The sequence below is a fragment of the Flavobacterium ammonificans genome (assembly GCF_020886115.1).
Classification (GTDB): domain Bacteria; phylum Bacteroidota; class Bacteroidia; order Flavobacteriales; family Flavobacteriaceae; genus Flavobacterium; species Flavobacterium ammonificans.
Window position 1 is genome coordinate 1,346,413 of record NZ_AP025185.1, and the last position, 20,040, is coordinate 1,366,452.

Sequence of the window (20,040 nt, forward strand, 5' to 3'; positions counted from 1 at the left end):
AAAAATTTTATTTTTGCCACTCACTAAATTAAATACAAATGGCCACTTATAATAAGAGAGGATATAAAACACCTAAAGAAAAAGAAGTTAAAGAAGTTGTTGAAGATGTTCAAGTAGATGAAAAAGACAGTACAACAGCTGGTGTTTTTTCTAAATTAGATGAAACAGCTACTAAAACAGAAGATTTCGTTGCTAAAAATCAAAAAGTAATTATTGGTTTTGTTGCTGCAATAGCATTAATAACTGTTGGGTATTTAGCATTTGAAAAATTTATTGCAACACCTAAGGAAGAAGAAGCGGCTAATGAAATGTTTGTTGCACAACAAAATTTTCAAAAAGCTACTGATGGAGTTGCAAGTGACTCTTTATACAAATTGTCATTGAATGGTTCTGAAGGTAAATTTGGTTTTATTAAAATTGCCGAAGAATATTCAGGAACTGATGCAGGTAACTTGGCTAACTATTATGCAGGTATCGCATACTTGAATACAGGTAAATACGCTGAAGCAATTGATTTTTTAAGCAAATTCGAATCTAAAGACATGATTTTAGGTGCTTTAGCAAAAGGAGCTATTGGAGATGCATACGCTCAAAAAAACCAACAAAAAGAAGCTTTAGAAAATTATATTAAAGCAGCTGAGTCTAGTAAAAATGATTTTACTACACCACGTTTCTTATTGAAAGCAGGAAAGACAGCTTTAGCTCTTGGAAACAAAGAAGAAGCGTTGAAATATTTCACTGAAATCAAAGATTTTTATGATGCAACTCCTGAAGCAGCTTCAGTGGATGTATTGATTGGATTGGCACAATAGTTAAACACTCCAATAAATTAGTAGGTTAGCAATTATAATGCAATTAGATTGTATCTAATTAGTTGTAATTTCTAACCTTTATTTTTATCTTTAACAGTAAACTAATACGAACTGATTATGGCTACCGAAAATAAGAATTTGTCAGATTATGATAAAAATAGTGTTCCAGATGCACGCAATTTTCGTTTTGGAATTGTAGTGGCAGAATGGAATGAAACGATTACCGAAGGACTATATAATGGTGCTTTTTCTGCTTTGATTGAAAATCAAGTTCCCGTTCAACAGATAGTTCGTTGGAATGTACCTGGAAGTTTTGAATTAATCTACGGTGCTAAAAAAATGCTACAAACACAAAATGTAGATGCGGTGATCGCAATTGGTTGTGTCATTCAAGGACAAACAAAACATTTTGATTTTGTTTGCGAAGGGGTAACACAAGGAATTAAGGATTTGAATGTACAAACTGATATTCCGGTTATTTTTTGTGTGTTGACAGACAATACCATGCAACAGTCTATTGATAGAAGTGGTGGAATCCATGGCAATAAAGGAACTGAAGCGGCTATAGCAGCTATTAAAATGGCTTTTATCCGTCAACAAGCTTCGTTGTCTCATCAAATAGATAATCAACACTTATTAGGTGCTAGCGCATTGCAAATCGAGAACAATCCATTGCAAATAGAAGAATAGTTAAAAGTAAAATACTCTAACAAACCTATACTACAAGAATAGTATAGGTTTGTCTATTTTTTGTAATTACGGATGTTTTAAAACCAAGTATAAATTCCCTAAATTTGTACTTTATGGTGCAACCACAAACAAACCCCAACAATTAAAACCTTTTTGATGTCGAGTATTATTCAATTGCTTCCAGATCATGTTGCCAATCAAATTGCCGCTGGTGAAGTGGTGCAACGGCCTGCATCTGTAGTAAAGGAATTGCTTGAAAATGCAGTTGATGCGAAAGCAACAGACATTAAGTTAATCATTAAAGATGCTGGAAAATCATTGATACAAGTGATTGATAATGGAGTGGGTATGAGTGTGACTGATGCTCGTTTGTGTTTTGAACGTCATGCTACTTCTAAAATTCGCCAGGCGGAAGATTTGTTTTCATTGCACACTAAAGGATTTCGTGGAGAGGCTTTGGCTTCCATTGCGGCGATTGCTCATGTGGAGATGAAGACCAAGCAAGACCAGGAAGAATTAGGAACACATCTGATCATTGAGGGGAGTAAATTTATTTCTCAAGAAGTGGCAGTTTTGCCTAAAGGAACTTCGTTTGCAGTTAAAAATTTATTTTATAATATTCCAGCTCGACGCAATTTCTTAAAATCGGATATTGTGGAATACCGTCATGTAATTGACGAGTTTCAACGCGTTGCTTTGGCACATCCCAACATTCATTTTACCTTTTACCACAATGGAAGTGAAATGTTCAATCTGCCTCAATCGAATTCTAGACAGCGAATTGTTGGTATTTTTTCGGGTAAAACCAATGAGAAATTAGTTCCGGTTCAAGAAGAAACAGAGATTGTCCAAATTCAAGGATTTGTGAGCAAACCTGAATTTGCCAAAAAAAATAGGGGAGAACAATTCTTCTTTGTGAACGACAGATATATTAAAAGTGGGTATTTGCACCATGCTGTAATGGCGGCTTATGACGGAATTTTAAAAGACGGTGCGCAGCCGAGTTATTTTTTATATTTAACCGTTCCACCGCATTCTATAGATATCAACATTCATCCAACGAAGACTGAGATCAAGTTTGATGATGAACAAGCCCTATATGCTATTTTAAGAGCCGCTATCAAACACAGTTTAGGACAATTTAATGTTGCTCCTGTGTTGGATTTTGATCGCGATGCTAACTTAGATATACCCTACCATTATAAAGATTTGGAAGGAGCTATGCCAACGGTTCAAGTTGATGCTAATTTTAATCCTTTTTCAGAAGTGCAACCTACAAAATCCTATTCAGGTTCTGGAGGGAGTTATAAAAAAACAGAAATTGCTTCGAGTTGGGAAGGTTTGTATGTGGGATTGAAGCAAGAAACTGAAACGTTTTCAGCCTCCAGTAATTTTAATTTTGAACAAGAAGAAGTAACAGCTTCATTATTTGATTTAGAAGATGCGGAGTCAACCATTCACAGGACCTACCAAATTCATAAAAAATACATCGTTTCTCCAATTAAATCAGGGATGGTGATTGTAGATCAGCAACGTGCACACCAACGAGTGCTGTACGAACAATTTTTGGTTAATATGACCGTAAAGCAAGCTTCTAGTCAGCAATTGTTGTTTCCGTTGAATTTGTATTTTTCAAAGAATGAGATGGAATTGATTGCCGAATTGCAGTTGTCTTTAATGAATACCGGATTTGTATTTGAGGAAACTCAAGAAGATCATGTAGTTATTTCTGGTATTCCAGTGAATATTACCGAAAGTGAAGTTTCCTTAGTTTTAGAACAATTGTTGAGTGATCTGCAGGACGGAATTCCAGAAAGTAGTTTCAGTCAAAACGATACGATTGCCAAATCAATGGCAAAAAGTTTGGCGGTTAAAACAGGAAGTTATTTGACCGAAAAAGAACAAGAAAACTTGGTCAACGGATTGTTTGCTTGTAAGGAACCCAATGTTTCCCCTTTTCAAAAACCCACTTTCATCACGATGCGTGTAGAAGATATAGATAAAAAATTTGCCCTATGAGAAATGTAACGGAAACTGTCAAACAGTTAATTATTATTAATATTTTATTTTTTGTTGGTACACTTTTAGTTTCGGGCCCAGCCTATCAATATTTAGCTTTGTTTTTTCCGGAAAACCCAGATTTTAAAGCTTGGCAGCCCATTACCTATATGTTTATGCATGGTGGATTTATGCATATCTTATTTAATATGTTTGCTTTATTTTCCTTTGGATCTGCTTTAGAACAATTTTGGGGAAGTAAGAAGTTTTTGTTTTTCTATATTTCCTGCGGCTTGGGTTCGGCTCTAGTTCATACGGGTGTAAATTATTATCATTTTCAAGAAGGTTTAGACGCATTGATTTCCAACGGATTTTCAAAATCTGAAATTCTAACACTTTTAAACGAAGGAAGAATTGATACTCGTTGGCAAGAAGTGATTACTGTAACACAGTTTCAAAATTTCACTAGTGCCTATGTAGGAACCGCTGTTGGAGCATCAGGAGCTATATACGGAATTATAGTAGCTTTTGCCTTTATGTTCCCTAATGCTGAACTGGGTTTGATGTTTATCCCTATACCAATCAAAGCAAAGTATTTTGTACCAGGCTTAGTTCTGGTTGATTTGTATTTAGGAATCTCGGGAAAATCAATTTTTGGTGGAGGTGGAGTAGCTCATTTTGCTCACGTAGGAGGTGCTTTGTTTGGTTTTTTAATTGTTTGGTATTGGAAAAAAAATCAATTCAATTCTAACCGCTGGAATTAAGCCGCAATAATTAATAAATAATAGAGTTTTTTTAGAAGAAATTTATACAAATGGGAATTATAGACGATTTAAAGATGCAATACAAAATGGGAGGAATCGCTGTTCAAGTGATTTTTTGGAATTTGTTGTGCTTTCTTATTTCGTTAGTCTTTTTCTACCAATTTCAATTAGGTATTTTTAATTATCCTAATTGGGTTGCCTTATCTTCAGAGCCATCGGTTTTGGTGACCAAACCATGGACCTTGATTAGCTATGCTTTTTTTCATTATGGGTTTGGACATTTGTTTTTCAACATGATGGTGTTGCATTTCTCCAGTACATTATTTTTAACTTTTTTCAATACTAAACAGTTTTTAGGATTGTATTTGCTGAGTGCATTTTTTTCTGGATTAGCCTTTGTAATTGCGTATTACTTTTTGAATTTGAGTTCGGCTATGGTGGGTGCTTCGGCAGCAATAATGGCAATTTTAGTTGCAACAACAACTTTTCGTCCGTTGATGAATGTCCGATTACTACTTATTGGCAATGTTAAATTATGGCATATTACCGCGGTAATTTTAGTGTTGGATTTTATGCAATTCCGAATTGCAAACACAGGCGGACATATTGCGCATCTTGCGGGTGCCTTTTTTGGATTTATTTTTATTAAATTGCTCCAAAATGGAATTGATTTAAGTTGCATTTTAAATAACCCATTTACAAAATCAAAGCGCGCGCCTTTTAAAAAAGTACATAAAAATTATCCCAAATCGGCACAAAAACCAAGTTCTAGAATTGTGGTTAAGGACAAAACCCAACAACAAATAGATGAAATTTTAGATAAAATCAGTCAATCTGGATATGATTCCTTAACACAAGAAGAAAAAGAATTCTTGTTTAAAGCAGGTAAATAAATTAGTTAGCAAAGAGATGAAAAATCTTTCGTGGTTCAATAAAGGGATGTTTCTTTTAAATATAGTTCTGACTGTAGTTACTTTCAGCGCTTATTTGTTGCCTTTTCTTGCGCCAAAAGCTTTTCCTTTACTATCGGTTTTGACCTTATTTATGCCCCTGTTTTTTATATTTAACGCTTTGTTCTTTTTTTATTGGGGTTTCCAGTTTAAGAAACGAATGATATTATCGGGTTTGGTTTTATTGATGGGAATTACCTTTATTAATAAATTTTACAAGTTCTCTACCAAAGAATTTCCTGAAAGCGAAAAGAATTTTAGCGTAATGAGTTACAATGTTCGTTTGTTAAATCTTTTTAAGTGGATTGATCGAGATGATGTTCCTTCGCAAATCCTTACTTTTATTAATGAAAAGAATCCAGATATACTTTGTATCCAAGAGTTTTCGTATTCAGCGGATATAGATTTAAAAGTGTATCCACACAAATATATCGTTATGGCGGGTGACCAAATTAAAACAGGTCAAGCCATTTTTTCTAAATTCCCAATTATTAATGAAGGAAATATAGTTTTTCCAAATTCAAACAATAATGTAATTTTTGCGGATATCAAGAAAGGAAAAGAAATTATTAGAGTGTACAATATGCACTTGCAATCCATTAAAATATCTCCCGATGTAACTGAAATTAATGATGATATTAATGTGATGAATCAAAGTAAATCGCAAAAGTTATTGAGACGTATTAGTAAAGCGTTCAAACAGCAACAGCAACAAGCCGAGTTGTTCAAAAAACACAAAACGGATTGTGATTATCCTTTAATTATCTGCGGCGATATGAATAATAGCGCTTTTTCATACGTATATCGCAATATTAAAGGCAAACTAAGAGATACTTTTGAAGAAGCAGGTAAAGGTTTTGGCGCGACCTATAAGTTCCGTTATTATCCAGCGCGCATTGATTATATTTTTGCTGACGAAAGAATGAAAGTAAAACAGTTTGAGAGCTTTTCTGATTTCGAAAATTCAGATCACTATCCTATAATGGCAAAACTCTCTTTTGATTAATTATTTCAATACAAGGGGTTGTGATTTCAAATAATCCAACGCAAATTTTCCTTCATTAAAAACTAAGTCTAATACGCTAAGATTGTTGATAAAACCAAATTTATCATCAAATACTTGTGTGTAGCTTTCAAATTGCGAACTGTCTTTTTTTCCGTTTGCCAAAAAGCGGAAATCAGTAATTTCATCTGAATTGATTTCGTGAAAATATTCAGTTGTCTTTGTATATTCTATTTTCATTCGAATGCATCTAGTAATCAAATCAAAAACTTCCAAATTCAAGTCCATTAAATACTGATGTTTCTTTTCAAAAATTGGAAGTAAATCGTCTTCAAAATATTCAAAGAAAGGCGAACTTCTATAGGCTGCTTCTAAGGATTTGAAATGTTGTTTTTGCCAATCAAACTCATTTTCAATCTGAATGTCTTTTGTTTTCTGATGAGCAGTTTTAGAATGTTTTATAGGTATATTCAGTAGTTGAATTCCGTTAGGGCTATAGATATAGGTTCGGTTGCGATTCGTTTGTTTTTGGAAATTATCTTCCATTTCAAAAGTTACTTTTTCGGCCTGAACAATAGCTGCGAAATGACTTATAGAAGGGAAGTAAGTGGGGTGAATAAGAATGTCCATTCGATTATTCGTTAATTTGGTTATTTGTTGATTTGGTTATTTGTTTAGATTGGTTATACTGATTTCTTTTTCTTCCAAAAATATTCTCCAATAAAATAGGCTACTAATGCCATCAGGAAAAATTTAAAATAGGATTGGGGTTCACCTTCACCACTAACTGTAGTGAATAATCGTTCCCAACGAATTTTTTTCATTCCTTTTGCATTGGAATCATAACTCATCCAGATAAATGTTGGTTTTCCAACGATATGATTTTCGGGTACATACCCCCAATAACGACTGTCTTCCGAATTATGACGATTGTCTCCCATCATCCAATAGTAATCTTGTTGAAAGGTATATGAAGTTGCAATTTTTCCGTTGATTCTGATTTCTGAACCAGTTACTTTCAAATCATTTTTTTCGTAATCAGTGATGATCGTTTTATAAAATGGTAAGGTCTTTAAATTTAGAGGCACTGTTTTTCCTTGTTGTGGAATATAAATGGGTCCAAAATTATCTCGATTCCATTTATTGATGTGAGGGAAAATGCCTGGTTCAATTTCTTTTGAAATGATTTTTTCAACTCCAGTAATTCCGGGAATTTGTTTTAGTCTTTCTGCATTTGAAGCAGTTAATGCTGCGATAAACAAGGTATCTCTTTTCTCCGCATCCATAAATCCTGCACCATCTGTAATATCCATGTCTTTTAGGAGATATTCAAAATCGATAGGTGTCTTACCATCTAAAGCTACTTTATAGGAAAATTGAGGTCTAGCTCTTTCTGGTAAAATCAATTCTTTTTCGTTTACAAAAACGGTTCCGTCTTTGATTTCCAATTGGTCACCAGGAATACCAACACAACGTTTAACATAGTTTGATTTCTTATCGATAGGCTTGTCTGCTCTCAATCCTGAGTTATCTCTGAACTTATACACAGTGTCTACTGGCCAGTTGAATACTACTATATCATTTCGTTCGACAGTTTGAAAACCAGGAATTCTGAAATAAGGTAATTGAGGCCAACTAAGGTAAGACTTCTTTTTTGTCAACGGAATGGTATCGTGAACCATTGGTAGTGCTACTGTAGTCATTGGAGTTCGTGCTCCATAGTTTACCTTGCTTACAAACAAAAAGTCGCCTACTAGTAATGACTTCTCTAGTGACGAAGTCGGTATGGTAAAAGGTTGGATGAAATAGGTGTGTACAAAAGTGGCTACTACTATCGCAAAAAGTAAAGAGCTAATTGTATCTGTCGTTTTATTGATTGGTTGGGAACTTTTGTCAGCGATATAATTCAATTGCTGCGAATAATTGATATAAGCGATGTACAAGCCAAAAGTGGCAATACCAATTACTTTATCTTTGGTTGCGTTTTTACCAAAACTACTTAATGTTTCCACCCAGACTGCTGGAAATACAATAAGGTTAATTACCGGAATAAAAAGTAAAAGAGTCCACCAACTTGGTTTGTTTATGATTTTCATCAAGACAATAGCATTGTACACGGGAATAGCTGCTTCCCAACTTTTTCTTCCTGCTGCTACATACAATTTCCATGTTCCAATAAAGTGAATTACTTGTATTGATAAGAAAAATATAAACCATTGTGATAGTGTCATAATTAAGATTGTTAGATTATTAGATTTTTAGATTCCTTAGATGTTTTGGAAGTTTTAAAAATCTATTTTTTTATTTTTTATAAATATGTTTATTATTAATTTTTCTAATGATCTAAGAAGTCAAAAAAATCTAACGTTCTAGATTCAATACATCTTTCATTGTAAATACTCCTTGTTTTCCAGCTAACCATTCTGCTGCAATAACAGCACCTAGTGCAAAGCCCTCACGGTTATGTGCAGTATGTTTGATTTCGATGCTATCTACATTAGAATTATACGTCACGGTATGAGTTCCGGGAACATCTTCAACTCGTAATGCTTCAATTTGGATTTCATTAGCAGCGGGCTTGTCTATAGTCCATTTAGTGTAATTACTATTTTCAATAACTCCATTTGCTAGAGATATTGCAGTTCCGCTTGGAGCGTCTAATTTTTGAGTGTGATGAATTTCTTCCATGGCAACAGAATACGAATTGTATGGTGCCATTATTTTAGCCAAATAATCGTTTAATTCAAAAAATAAGTTGACCCCTAAGCTGAAATTAGAACTGGAAATAAAACCTCCCTTTTTTTCGTTACAAAGCGCTATAATTTCGTCATAGCGTTCTAACCAACCCGTTGTTCCAGACACCACAGGAACATGAGTATGAAAACAATTGGAAATGTTTTCAACTGCAGCAGTTGGTACGCTAAAATCAATAGCAACATCTGCATTGGATAGTCCGTCGTAGGTATTGTTTTCGTCTTTCTTCAAAACGATTTCATGACCTCTTTCTATGGCAATTCTTTCGATTACCTTACCCATTTTTCCGTATCCTAAGAGTGCAATTTTCATTTAATTCTATTTATGATGTATTTAGAAATAATTCAATTCTAAAAATTATAATTAAGTGTTAGTCCAACATTAGCTCTTAATGTTACATAATCAGCAGATAATGAAGGGCGTAATGATAAATTTTCATCGATATTAAATTGTTTTAATGCTGCGTCCACATTAGCATCTATAATGTTGAGCGCATAAAAACCAAGCACAAACAATGTAGATAGATCTCTATTACGTTGGTAAAATTTCTGTGCAGTAATTAATCGGTTGGTATCCAGATAATTGAATTTATCGTCGTTAAAACCCTCTAGTCTTCTTTTATAAGCGTCTCTCACTTCGTTGTATTTGGTATTGCTGTCCAAATAAAAGTACAAGCTCGTGCCAATAGCTCCGTAGACAATAGGAATTTTCCAATATTTTTTATTGTAAGCCTGACCTAATCCAGGTAAAACTGCCGAATAAAAAGCGGCTTTTGCAGGTGTTAAAGGATCAATATCATTCGGTTTCAAGCTGTCTTTTTGTGCTTTTTGAGTAACCGTTTTGTCTTGTGCCAAAACTAAATTGTTTCCCAAAAGCAAAAAAAGTATAGCTATGAATAGATGTCTTTGCACTATCCTTTGATTAGTTTGACAATTCTATTGAAGTCTTCTTCAGAGTGGAATGGAATGGTGATTTTACCTTTACCATTTCCAGCTACTTTGATATCTACCTTAGTGCCAAAATAGTCTACAAATTTCTTTTGCTCACTAGGAGCTACATCAAAAGAGGTAGATTTTGCTTTAGTGGCGGCTTTCGGTTTCAAGCTATCTTGATGGTTTTTAACCAATGCTTCCGTTTCACGAACGGATAAGTTTTGACTTACTATTTTTTGGTAAATAGTCGTTTGAACATCTAAATCTTCAATATTTATAATTGCACGGCCGTGTCCCATACTAATGAACCCATCGCGAATCCCAGTTTGAATAATTGGGTCTAATTTTAATAAACGCAAGTAATTAGCAATTGTAGAACGTTTTTTACCTACACGTTCACTCATTTGCTCTTGAGTTAATTCAATTTCTTCCATCAAACGCTGGTAGGATAATGCGATTTCAATTGGATCTAAATCATGACGTTGGATGTTTTCTACCAAAGCCATAACTAACGATTCATTGTCATTAGCAATACGAATGTAAGCAGGGACTGTTTTTAAACCTACTAGAGTAGAAGCACGCAAACGACGCTCTCCGGAAATTAATTGGTATTTATTAAAGTCTAATTTACGAACAGTTATAGGTTGAATAACGCCTAATTCCTTGATAGAAGTAGCTAGTTCTTTTAAGGATTCTTCGTTAAAATTACTTCTTGGTTGAAAAGGATTGATTTCTATAGCATCAATTTCCAATTCAATAATATTTCCAACAACCTTATCTGCATTCTTATCATGTACAGATTTAATATCGTTTTCAGGATCCTTTAATAAGGCTGACAATCCTCTTCCAAGAGCTTGTTTTTTAATTGCTTTTGCCATACAGTTAGTTGCTGTTTTTTTGTATTACTTCTTGAGCTAAATGCAAGTAGTTGGTTGCCCCTTTACTTGTAGCGTCATAATTGATGATGCTTTCGCCAAAACTTGGCGCTTCACTTAGTTTAATATTTCTTTGGATAATGGTTTCAAAAACCATTTCATTAAAGTGTTTTTGAACTTCTTCGACTACTTGATTCGATAATCGCAAACGGGAATCGTACATCGTTAAAAGCAATCCTTCAATGTCCAGTTCGGTATTGTGAATTTTCTGAATACTTTTTATTGTATTAAGTAATTTACCCAAACCTTCCAATGCAAAATATTCACATTGTATAGGGATAATTACAGAATCTGCTGCAGTGAGCGCATTCAAGGTTAGTAACCCTAAAGATGGCGCGCAGTCAATAATGATAAAGTCATAATCGTCTTTGATTTCCTGCAATGCTTGTTTCAGCATGTATTCTCTGTTCTCTTTGTCTACCAATTCGATTTCGATGGCAACAAGGTCAATATGAGCTGGAATTACATCAACATTGGGAGCAGTACAGCTAATGATAGCTTCTTTGGGTAAGTGACTGTGTTCTAAAATTTGGTAGGTACCAATTTCTACTGATTCTACATCAATTCCCAATCCCGATGTTGCGTTGGCTTGGGGGTCAGCATCAATTAATAATACTTTTTTTTCAAGAACACCAAGAGATGCAGCAAGATTTACTGATGTAGTTGTTTTTCCAACACCTCCTTTTTGATTAGCAATTGCAATGATTTTACCCATTTATTTTTTCAGATTTAGAACGGTAAAAATACAATTATTTATGGTTTCTGAAAATCTATTTTGTTAACATTTGTTAGATCTAGAATTATTATTGTTGGAAAACTGCAGCATTTTAATTTTTGGAAATTAAAAACTAATTAATAATCAATTCGGTCTTCAATTTAAATTTTGGGATTTTCACAAAAAAAATCCTTTCAGCTGAGCTAAAAGGATTTTGTCGGGGTGGCAGGATTCGAACCTGCGGCCTCCTGCTCCCAAAGCAGGCGCGATAACCGGGCTACGCTACACCCCGTAACGCGAGTGCAAAGATAGAATTATTTTTTATTCGAGCAAGTCAAATGCATAAATAGGGGAAGATTATTTTTGTATAACTAAAAATGATGTTTTTTAGCTTGGTTTTTTTATTTAAAAACTACCTTTGCAGTAATACTATAAATTAAAAATACTTTTATCATGTCAGATACTATCGAAAAAATAAAATGCCTAATTATAGGTTCAGGTCCAGCGGGTTATACGGCTGCAATTTATGCAGCTAGAGCGAATATGAATCCTGTTTTATATCAAGGAATGCAACCTGGAGGTCAGTTAACAACTACTAATGAAGTGGAGAATTTTCCTGGTTATGTAGATGGTGTTACTGGTCCAGAAATGATGATTCAATTACAAGCACAAGCGCAACGCTTTGGTGCGGATATTCGTGATGGATGGGCTACTAAGGTTGATTTTTCTGGTCCAATTCACAAGGTTTGGATTAATGATTCTATCGAGTTGCATTGCGAAACCGTAATTATTTCTACTGGAGCTACTGCTAAATATTTAGGATTGCCTTCAGAACAACATTATTTAAAAATGGGTGGAGGGGTTTCTGCCTGTGCGGTTTGTGATGGATTTTTCTACAGAAATCAAGAAGTGGTAATTGTAGGAGCAGGAGATTCAGCATGTGAAGAAGCACATTATTTATCTAAATTGTGTAAAAAAGTAACCATGTTGGTTCGTAGTGAAAAGTTTAGAGCTTCTAAAATTATGGAAGCACGTGTTCGCGCAACAGAAAATATCACAATCTTAATGAACCACGATACAGTAGAGGTTTTGGGAGATGAGCAAGTAGTAACAGGAGTAAAAGTAAAGAACAAAACTACCGACGAAATTTTTGATATTCCGGCAACCGGTTTCTTTGTTGCCATTGGTCACCAACCGAATACTGGAATTTTTAAAGACTACATCAGTTTAGATGAAACGGGTTATATAGTGAATACTCCAGGTACATCTAAAACCAATGTTGAAGGTGTTTTTGTTGCGGGTGACGCAGCCGATCATGTATACCGTCAAGCCATTACAGCTGCTGGAACGGGATGTATGGCTGCTTTAGATGCAGAGCGTTATTTGGCTGCAAAAGGACATTAATTGTAGGCTATGTTTTAATATAAAAAAAGTCCCTTTAGGGACTTTTTTTATGTCATAATTTATTTTTTCGGAGGGAGTTTTTTAAATAATTTCGCTTCTCCAGACAATTTGCGGATAGTAATTGTAGGATTTCCATATAAATTAATTTCTGCTTTGTCAGTAGCTTCTAAAGTACAGCTAGTTTCTGCAAAAATACTACAGTTTGCGGTGTCTTCAACTGTGGCATCTATGTTTTTCGAATTAAAGTTACGTGCATTTAATTCCGATGAATTATCCAATCGAGCAATAGTGTTATCTGAATCTCCTTCAATACTAGCTGTTGCTTTTTGATACAAATCGAATTTCAATTCAGCACTATTAATTAATGCTTTTAAGTTGGAATACTTACTTAATTCAATAAATGCGTTTTCGCTTTTAAGATTGAGTTCAACTTTAGATTTATCATCTGCCTGCAAGTTAAAATTAGTCACATTTGCATTCAAAAATAATTTTGATTTATTCATTGATTTGAATGTGATATTTTCAACACTGATTTCTTGAATTGCGTTAACAATTGCCTCATCTTTTGAAGTAACTAAATTTAAATCATTAGTGTAAGTAATCCTCACGGAAAGTTTTTTAAACCCATGTGCTTCTTTTGATGTAGCAATAACTAAGACATTATTTTTAACAACAGTAGTAATTACATCGTGTAAGTTATCATCTGCTTCAATTTTAAGTCCAGAAGTTTCTCCTTTTTCCAGATCAATTGTAAAGTTGTCTTCTACTTCTATAGAATTGAACGATTCAATTTCTTTTGACGCAATTTTAATTATTCCTGAACCTTTAATCTTTTCGATTTTTTGTGCAAAAAGAAAGGTCGTTGAAAAAAGTAGTAGTACTAAAGTACCAAAGAATTTAAGCTTCATAATGAATCGGTTTACAACAAAAATAAGAAAAATCATTCTGATATGAATGATTTTTCTTATTTATTAATTCATTTTCAAAAACTAATCTTGTTCTATACTTCCACCTGAACTGGAATTTTTTTGAAATGTTTTTGGCATTTTATTGTATTTGATGGATGCACCGCTAGACGCCTCTGCTTTTAAACTCACAATGGGATGTACATTTATTGAGGCACCACTAGAAGCATCAGCAACTACTGAATTGGTTAATAATTTAAAGCATTTTGTTGTACTTCCACTTGACGCCTGACTGTCTAACTGCATGGCCAAACCTTTCAATTCAATCGTGCTTCCGCTACTAGATTTGCTAGTCACGGCTTCCATTTCTATGTCTAGTTTTGCCGAACCTGCGCTAGAAGTTTTGATGAAAATTTGGTTACCTTTCAAGGTATTCTTACTTGTTATGGAAGAAGCACTAGAAGCTTCCAAATTGTCAATAATTGGCATTGTAACACTTACTTTTCGAACACCGTTTCTAATGCTAACATACGACTCATTTGAAATAACTAACTTCCCATTTTTTACTTCCGTTTTGATGGTGTTAAGTAAATTATCATCTGCCTCCACAACTACTTCGGTTGTATCTCCTTGTTCAATAGTTACTTCAATAGCACTGCTGACATCAACTCCAGTAAACTTTTCTGAAATAGTTCTATTTTCAGTCGTTATCGTACCGCTGCCTTTTATGGTATTGTAATCTAAATGACAAGAGCTAAAAAAAAGCGCTGTAATAACTGTAATAATAATTTTGGTAATCCAAGTGATGATTTTTATCATGGCGTTATTCTTTTATAATTATACCGTTTTCGTTTACTTTCAATCCTTTTTTTGAGCTTTGTTTCACTGTAACTACCTCACCATTTACCTTTACGGTTGTTGTAACTACCGTATCATTATCGGAAATATCTTCGGTGACATTCATATCAACGTCATTGTATTCATTTTCGTATTCAGGACAATTCAAACATTTAACTTGATTGCTATTTACTTTGTAAATATAATCATCATTACTATATTCAGGGTCGAAAAAATCATTATCAGATATTTCATAATGTTGGGCTGACTCATATATTTTAAATAAAGTACCTTTAGGAAGGTAAATAGTAATTGTAACTTCTTGATCTCTGAATTTATCGTTTAACGTAGATAATAAATAATTGTCTAAAATTAATTGATTTCCTTCTAATTTGTACCCAAATTGAATTCTTTCTGCACGTTTTTTCGCTTCTTGAAATGATTTACCTCGTGCAATTCGTTCAATCTGTATGTATGGGACTTTTTCGTCGGTTTTTATAAGCTCAAGACTAATGTTATTGGAATAAATCAGTTGATTATTATTGGCATCTTGAACCAATCTGAAATTTTCATTGTCATCAATATCATTGGTGAAATTTTCGTTATATCTGAACTTTATTTGCAGCGTATCGGTAGGTTTGATGTTTAAATAATCTTTTTGAATGGTCTTACCTTCATAGGCAACTTCAGATGCTTGTTGAATACCAATAGAAATTAAAATTGCAATTGAAAGTATCCATATTGCTAAAAGGGTATATTTAGCAATACTACCAATTGATTTTATTGTAGGTGATAACAATCTAAATCCAAGTAATGTCAAGAAAAAGAACGGAATTCCAACAGATAGAAACATAATTAGTCCGAAAATCCAAATAGGATAATCTGTAAAATTACCAGCATTTACAAATTCTTGCCAAGGTAATTCGATAAAAGTTCCACTGCTTACGGTAAAGATACCGATGAATAAAAAGAACAAGACGGTAAGTCCAGTAATTATAAGAATTACCCCTAAAAATTTAGCAAACACTTTAAAAATTGTCGTGATAATTTCACTTAATGAATTGCCAAATTTCTCTGCACCCGTTTTGATTTGATTGCCATATTTGTCATAATCCACATTTTTAAATTTTTCAGAAACCGAATCAAATTCCTCACGTACTTTTTTCTCAATGCTAGAGATAGTTACTGGTTCACCAGTCATCTCCAATTTTTCTGAAGTGGTAACTGCTTCTGGAGTAGCAATCCACAAAATAATGTAGGCTAAAATTCCTGTTCCAAAACCAAAGAAAAACAGTAATAAAATTACTCGTATCCAAACTACATCGATACCTAAATAATGGCTTAAACCAGCTGCTACACCACCAATCATTCCTTTGTCCTTGTCGCGGTACAGTTTTTTAGAGGATTTGTAGTTAGTGTACTGTTGCTCGTTTTTTACCTCATCTTCAATGATATAATCTTCCGGCTGTCCCATTACCGCAATCACCTCGTCAATTTCTTTTAAACCAATTACATGTTTTTCAGAAATTAGTTTCTCAGAAAGTAGTTCCGAGATACGCATTTCAATGTCTTTAATTATTTCGTCTTGTCCAGACGAATTGGTTAAAGAGCGTTTGATCGCATCAAAATAGCGGGATAATTTTTGGTATGCATCTTCGTCTATATGGAATACAATTCCGCCTAAATTTATGGTTACAGTTTTATTCATGACTATTCGTTTTGATTGGTAATTAAGTTTACGGCATTCGATAATTCCATCCAAGTGCCGTGTAATTCAGTTAAAAAAGTTTGTCCGTCTTCAGTCAAACCATAATATTTTCTAGGTGGTCCGGACGTCGATTCTTCCCAACGATAATCTAATAATCCATCGTTTTTCAATCGAGTCAACAACGGATAAATCGTACCCTCTACCACTAATAATTTTGCGTTTTTTAAGGTGTCTAAAATCTCTGAGGTGTAGGCATATTTCTCTTTTAAAACCGAGAGTATGCAAAACTCGAGAACCCCTTTGCGCATTTGGGCTTTTGTATTTTCTATATTCATTTTTTTTATTTTTTTTTAAGAGCTATTTCTCGCTTTCCATTGCAATCTTTTTATTTTGCTGCGCTACATAAAAAGGATTTTCATTACAATCAGGGCTAGGGGTGTCTGTTATTTCATGAATTTTATAGTTAAAGGATAGCTATAGTTTTCTCCGTTAGCTGTTTTAACTGCCGCTTGAATGATTAAGAAAAATTCAGCTATTTTAAGACAAACTAAAAAGAATATAGCAATTGCTCCAGTGGTAATTAATCCAATATTATCTGAAAAGTTCAAATCCTGAACAATAAAATTTCTGTCGTGAATCAATTCATTAAAAGTTACATGACTTAGAAAAGTGATAAAAAAGGCAGGAACAAAAATAGCACCTAAAATCAACGAGTACAAAATCACACTCAATTGAAAATTAATACATTGTTTTCCATTGTTATCAATAAATTCCGACTCGTTTTTTTTGGAACTCCAAATAATTATAGGAATGACAAAATTCCCAAATGGGAAAAGATATTGACCAAAAGCTCCAATATGGGTCACTGTAGCCCAATTTTTTTCTGTATTTGTTAGCATCATAATTTGTATATAGTAATTTCTTATGCAAATATATATCTTAAAAACAGTATCTTGCTTTACATAGTAGTAAATATTAACATAATATTAACATTTCAAAATGATTGTATATGGTTTAACCTTAGTGTTTGTTGAGTTTTTTTCGAATAGTATTAATTGTTACTTATTTAACTCAATTTACTATTTTTACAAAAATTAGCAATTATGACAATTACAGCTTCAAAACTGAATCAATTTTTATTTTTCAAATTACCGTCTGCTTTTATTTGTGGGGTCCGTGTAAAAACTATTGATGCAACTGAATGTATAGTTTCAGTAAAACACCGTTGGATCAATCAAAATCCTTTTCAGTCGATGTATTTTGCAGTCCAAGCGATGGGAGCTGAGTTGAGTACAGGCGCTTTAGTCATGTATCACATTCAAAAAAGTGGAAGAAAAATATCCATGTTAGTAGCCAATAATAAAGGGAACTTTACTAAAAAGGCTACTGGCCGAATTACATTTACATGTAACGATGGGCATCTGATTGAAGAAGCAATTCAAAAAACAATTGCAACTGGTGAGGGTCAAACCTTTTGGATGAAATCCATTGGCATGAATGAACAAGGCGTTCAAGTTTCTGAAATGGATTTTGAATGGAGTGTTCGTGTTAAATAACAAAAAAGCCTCTATCAAGAGGCTTTTTGTTGTAAATAAAAAATGATTATACTTTAGATTAGCATTTTTTTCCTGATGCTTTATGTGCTTTAGCATCACATTTTTTTCCTTCAGCTTTACATTTAGCTTGGCATTTCGCTACTTCGTCACTTGACTTTTTAGCATTTTTTGAACAACATGCCATTTCTTTTTTTTCTTGTTTTGGCTCTTGAGCATTCATGCTTACTGTAAACAAAGCTACGGCCACTATTGCAATTACTTTTTTCATATCTTTCGTTTTATTGGATTTGGTTTTTACTTTAACAAATATAGAAATTTTTTTTAAGTTGATTTTTAGGAGAAGTTAAATTTTGCTTAAAAGTATAACTTAATTGATTGGCTGTTATTGAGTTGTCTTATAATACTTTTTCCTCCACCAAAATGCCACATTTACTAATGCGATCAACGCTGGAACTTCTACTAGCGGACCAATTACACCCGCGAAGGCTTGTCCGCTATTGATTCCGAAAACTCCAATAGAAACAGCGATTGCTAGTTCAAAATTATTTCCAGAAGCAGTGAAAGAAAGTGCAACGGCATCACGGTAATTGGCGCCAATTTTTTTACTGACAAAAAACATCAATGTAAACATGATAGCGAAGAAAATAACAAGAGGTAAGGCAATTCGAAGTACATCAAGTGGTAAATCAACTATCATTTCACCTTTCAAACTAAACATAACTACAATAGTAAACAATAAGGCTATCAAAGTAATGGGAGAAACAAAAGGAATAAATCGCTGATTGAACCATTTCTCACCGATGTATTTCTTAATAGCATACCGACTAGTTACGGCTAATGCAAAAGGAATGCCCAAATAGATTCCAACGGTTTGCGCAATTTCAGCAACAGTAATGTTCAACGCTAATCCTTTAATGCCAAAAAGCGGCAACATAATTTCGAGATAGAAATACGCATACAAACTAAAAAAGAACACTTGTAGCAAACTATTGATACCTATTAGTCCTGCGGTGAGTTCGCGATTGCCTTCGGCGAGTTCGTTCCAAACAATAACCATCGCAATACATGGCGCCAAACCTATCACAATTAATCCGGTCATGTATTCAGGATAGTCTCGTAAGAATAAAATTGCCAAAGAAAACATTAAAAAGGGACCTACAATCCAGGTTATGAAAAAGGAAGCAGTAAGCAATTTTGGTTTTTCAAACATCTGTGGGACTTTTGAAAAATCAATTTTGGTCAAAGGCGGGTACATCATTAAAATCAGTCCAATAGCTAAAGGAATATTGGTTGTTCCTGAAGAAAAGGAGTTGATGAAACTAACCGTGTTGGGTATAAAGTATCCAATTGACACCCCAATTGCCATAGCTAAGAATATCCAAAGGGTTAAAAATCGGTCTAAAAAATTAAGTCTTTTTTTCATATTTGTTAATTATAATACCTGCAAGATTTTTAAAACCTTGCAGGAGATTTTATTTGTGAAAAAACAAAATACAGTTCTGAAGCAATCTCCAAGCTTCGCTCAGCATATTTCGCATCCATTAAATCGGTTCCGTCAAATGCTTTAGGATCGTCGTAGCGAATGGGAAAGCGTTTTTCGGCACCTGCAATGAAAGGACATTCTTCATCAGCAGAGGAACAAGTCATAATGGCTGCGAAACCACTAGTTGGATTGAAGGCATTATCAAAGGTTTTAGAAAAACAGATAATTGCTGCTTCGTTTTTATCAAATTTCACAGCATACACAGGATTGTTATCACTGCTTAATTGTTGTATTTGAAACCCCTGATTAGTCAGTGTTTCGCCTACTTTTGAAAACATAGCCGTTGCTTCGGTTCCGCCCGAATAGCAAAATACATTTTTGATTCCGAAATGATACGCCATAGTTTGTGCCCAAATTTGAGACAAATGACTTCGGCGCGAATTGTGAGTACAAATAAAATTCAATTGAATGGTTTCAAGGTTGTTAATTTTGGTTTGGATGTATTCAACTAAAGGTTGTAAAACTGCGATTCGTTCCTCTGAAATTATGAGTTTTGAACTATTTTCTAAGGTGCTACTTAATTGTGGGTGCATA

22 protein-coding genes and 1 tRNA gene are annotated in these 20,040 nt (G+C 33.9%); 8 read left to right on the forward strand and 15 right to left on the reverse strand.

The window, feature by feature from the left end:
- Positions 1-38: 38 nt before the first annotated feature.
- From LPC20_RS05850 to LPC20_RS05875, 6 genes are all read left to right on the forward strand, one after another.
- Positions 39-812 (forward strand): tetratricopeptide repeat protein, encoded by a 774-nt coding sequence (locus tag LPC20_RS05850; RefSeq protein ID WP_229323424.1) that lies wholly within the window; start codon positions 39-41, stop codon positions 810-812.
- Between the two features lie 117 nt (positions 813-929).
- Positions 930-1,502 carry a 6,7-dimethyl-8-ribityllumazine synthase gene (gene ribH / locus LPC20_RS05855; RefSeq protein WP_229323426.1) on the forward strand — a complete coding sequence of 191 codons (573 nt, stop codon included), beginning with the start codon at positions 930-932 and terminating at the stop codon, positions 1,500-1,502.
- Between the two features lie 156 nt (positions 1,503-1,658).
- Complete coding sequence (mutL, locus tag LPC20_RS05860; RefSeq protein WP_229323428.1) at positions 1,659-3,521, forward strand: DNA mismatch repair endonuclease MutL; 1,863 nt, start codon at positions 1,659-1,661, stop codon at positions 3,519-3,521.
- The gene (locus LPC20_RS05865) at positions 3,518-4,264 is read left to right on the forward strand and encodes a rhomboid family intramembrane serine protease (protein WP_229323430.1); all 747 of its coding nucleotides are present in this window, start codon (positions 3,518-3,520) and stop codon (positions 4,262-4,264) included. Before mutL ends, LPC20_RS05865 begins: the two co-directional genes overlap by 4 nt.
- Positions 4,265-4,314: 50 nt before the next feature.
- Complete coding sequence (locus LPC20_RS05870) at positions 4,315-5,157, forward strand: rhomboid family intramembrane serine protease (RefSeq protein WP_229323432.1); 843 nt, start codon at positions 4,315-4,317, stop codon at positions 5,155-5,157.
- A 16-nt stretch (positions 5,158-5,173) separates the two neighbouring features.
- Positions 5,174-6,220, forward strand: coding sequence for an endonuclease/exonuclease/phosphatase family protein (locus LPC20_RS05875; protein ID WP_229323434.1), 1,047 nt, complete (start codon positions 5,174-5,176; stop codon positions 6,218-6,220).
- On the opposite strand, the gene LPC20_RS05880 is transcribed toward LPC20_RS05875, so the two are convergent.
- From LPC20_RS05880 to LPC20_RS05910, 7 genes are all read right to left on the reverse strand, one after another.
- Positions 6,221-6,847, reverse strand: coding sequence for a WbqC family protein (locus tag LPC20_RS05880; protein ID WP_229323436.1), 627 nt, complete (start codon positions 6,845-6,847; stop codon positions 6,221-6,223). It lies immediately after the preceding gene.
- 53 nt (positions 6,848-6,900) lie between these two features.
- Positions 6,901-8,448 (reverse strand): signal peptidase I, encoded by a 1,548-nt coding sequence (lepB, locus tag LPC20_RS05885; protein ID WP_229323438.1) that lies wholly within the window; start codon positions 8,446-8,448, stop codon positions 6,901-6,903.
- 130 nt (positions 8,449-8,578) lie between these two features.
- Positions 8,579-9,283, reverse strand: a complete 705-nt coding sequence (gene dapB / locus LPC20_RS05890) for a 4-hydroxy-tetrahydrodipicolinate reductase (RefSeq protein ID WP_229323440.1) — start codon at positions 9,281-9,283, stop codon at positions 8,579-8,581.
- Between the two features lie 38 nt (positions 9,284-9,321).
- The gene (locus LPC20_RS05895) at positions 9,322-9,843 is read right to left on the reverse strand and encodes a DUF5683 domain-containing protein (RefSeq protein WP_420827823.1); all 522 of its coding nucleotides are present in this window, start codon (positions 9,841-9,843) and stop codon (positions 9,322-9,324) included.
- A 38-nt stretch (positions 9,844-9,881) separates the two neighbouring features.
- The gene (locus tag LPC20_RS05900) at positions 9,882-10,781 is read right to left on the reverse strand and encodes a ParB/RepB/Spo0J family partition protein (RefSeq protein WP_229323444.1); all 900 of its coding nucleotides are present in this window, start codon (positions 10,779-10,781) and stop codon (positions 9,882-9,884) included.
- A 4-nt stretch (positions 10,782-10,785) separates the two neighbouring features.
- Positions 10,786-11,553 (reverse strand): ParA family protein, encoded by a 768-nt coding sequence (locus tag LPC20_RS05905; RefSeq protein WP_229323446.1) that lies wholly within the window; start codon positions 11,551-11,553, stop codon positions 10,786-10,788.
- 217 nt (positions 11,554-11,770) lie between these two features.
- A tRNA-Pro gene (locus tag LPC20_RS05910) sits at positions 11,771-11,845 on the reverse strand.
- Positions 11,846-12,006: 161 nt separating this feature from the next.
- Between LPC20_RS05910 and trxB the strand changes: the two genes are divergently transcribed.
- Positions 12,007-12,957, forward strand: a complete 951-nt coding sequence (gene trxB, locus LPC20_RS05915) for a thioredoxin-disulfide reductase (RefSeq protein WP_229323448.1) — start codon at positions 12,007-12,009, stop codon at positions 12,955-12,957.
- 59 nt (positions 12,958-13,016) lie between these two features.
- Here the strand turns inward: trxB and LPC20_RS05920 are convergent, their stop codons facing one another.
- The 5 genes from LPC20_RS05920 to LPC20_RS05940 form a co-directional block, all read right to left on the reverse strand.
- Positions 13,017-13,865 carry a GIN domain-containing protein gene (locus LPC20_RS05920; protein WP_229323450.1) on the reverse strand — a complete coding sequence of 283 codons (849 nt, stop codon included), beginning with the start codon at positions 13,863-13,865 and terminating at the stop codon, positions 13,017-13,019.
- A gap of 81 nt (positions 13,866-13,946) precedes the next feature.
- Positions 13,947-14,681, reverse strand: coding sequence for a head GIN domain-containing protein (locus tag LPC20_RS05925; RefSeq protein ID WP_229323452.1), 735 nt, complete (start codon positions 14,679-14,681; stop codon positions 13,947-13,949).
- A gap of 4 nt (positions 14,682-14,685) precedes the next feature.
- Positions 14,686-16,407 carry a PspC domain-containing protein gene (locus tag LPC20_RS05930; RefSeq protein ID WP_229323454.1) on the reverse strand — a complete coding sequence of 574 codons (1,722 nt, stop codon included), beginning with the start codon at positions 16,405-16,407 and terminating at the stop codon, positions 14,686-14,688.
- Positions 16,408-16,409: 2 nt separating this feature from the next.
- Positions 16,410-16,742: a PadR family transcriptional regulator gene (locus tag LPC20_RS05935; protein ID WP_229323456.1), complete on the reverse strand. Its 333-nt coding sequence runs from the start codon at positions 16,740-16,742 to the stop codon at positions 16,410-16,412.
- A 108-nt stretch (positions 16,743-16,850) separates the two neighbouring features.
- Positions 16,851-17,309, reverse strand: a complete 459-nt coding sequence (locus tag LPC20_RS05940) for a DUF4870 domain-containing protein (protein ID WP_229323458.1) — start codon at positions 17,307-17,309, stop codon at positions 16,851-16,853.
- Between the two features lie 201 nt (positions 17,310-17,510).
- Between LPC20_RS05940 and LPC20_RS05945 the strand changes: the two genes are divergently transcribed.
- Positions 17,511-17,963, forward strand: a complete 453-nt coding sequence (locus LPC20_RS05945) for a DUF4442 domain-containing protein (protein WP_229323460.1) — start codon at positions 17,511-17,513, stop codon at positions 17,961-17,963.
- A 58-nt stretch (positions 17,964-18,021) separates the two neighbouring features.
- On the opposite strand, the gene LPC20_RS05950 is transcribed toward LPC20_RS05945, so the two are convergent.
- The 3 genes from LPC20_RS05950 to LPC20_RS05960 form a co-directional block, all read right to left on the reverse strand.
- Positions 18,022-18,231: a hypothetical protein gene (locus tag LPC20_RS05950; RefSeq protein ID WP_229323462.1), complete on the reverse strand. Its 210-nt coding sequence runs from the start codon at positions 18,229-18,231 to the stop codon at positions 18,022-18,024.
- Positions 18,232-18,345: 114 nt separating this feature from the next.
- Positions 18,346-19,386 carry an ACR3 family arsenite efflux transporter gene (gene arsB / locus LPC20_RS05955; RefSeq protein WP_229323464.1) on the reverse strand — a complete coding sequence of 347 codons (1,041 nt, stop codon included), beginning with the start codon at positions 19,384-19,386 and terminating at the stop codon, positions 18,346-18,348.
- Between the two features lie 29 nt (positions 19,387-19,415).
- Positions 19,416-20,039: an arsenate-mycothiol transferase ArsC gene (locus tag LPC20_RS05960; RefSeq protein ID WP_229323467.1), complete on the reverse strand. Its 624-nt coding sequence runs from the start codon at positions 20,037-20,039 to the stop codon at positions 19,416-19,418.
- Position 20,040 lies beyond the last annotated feature (1 nt).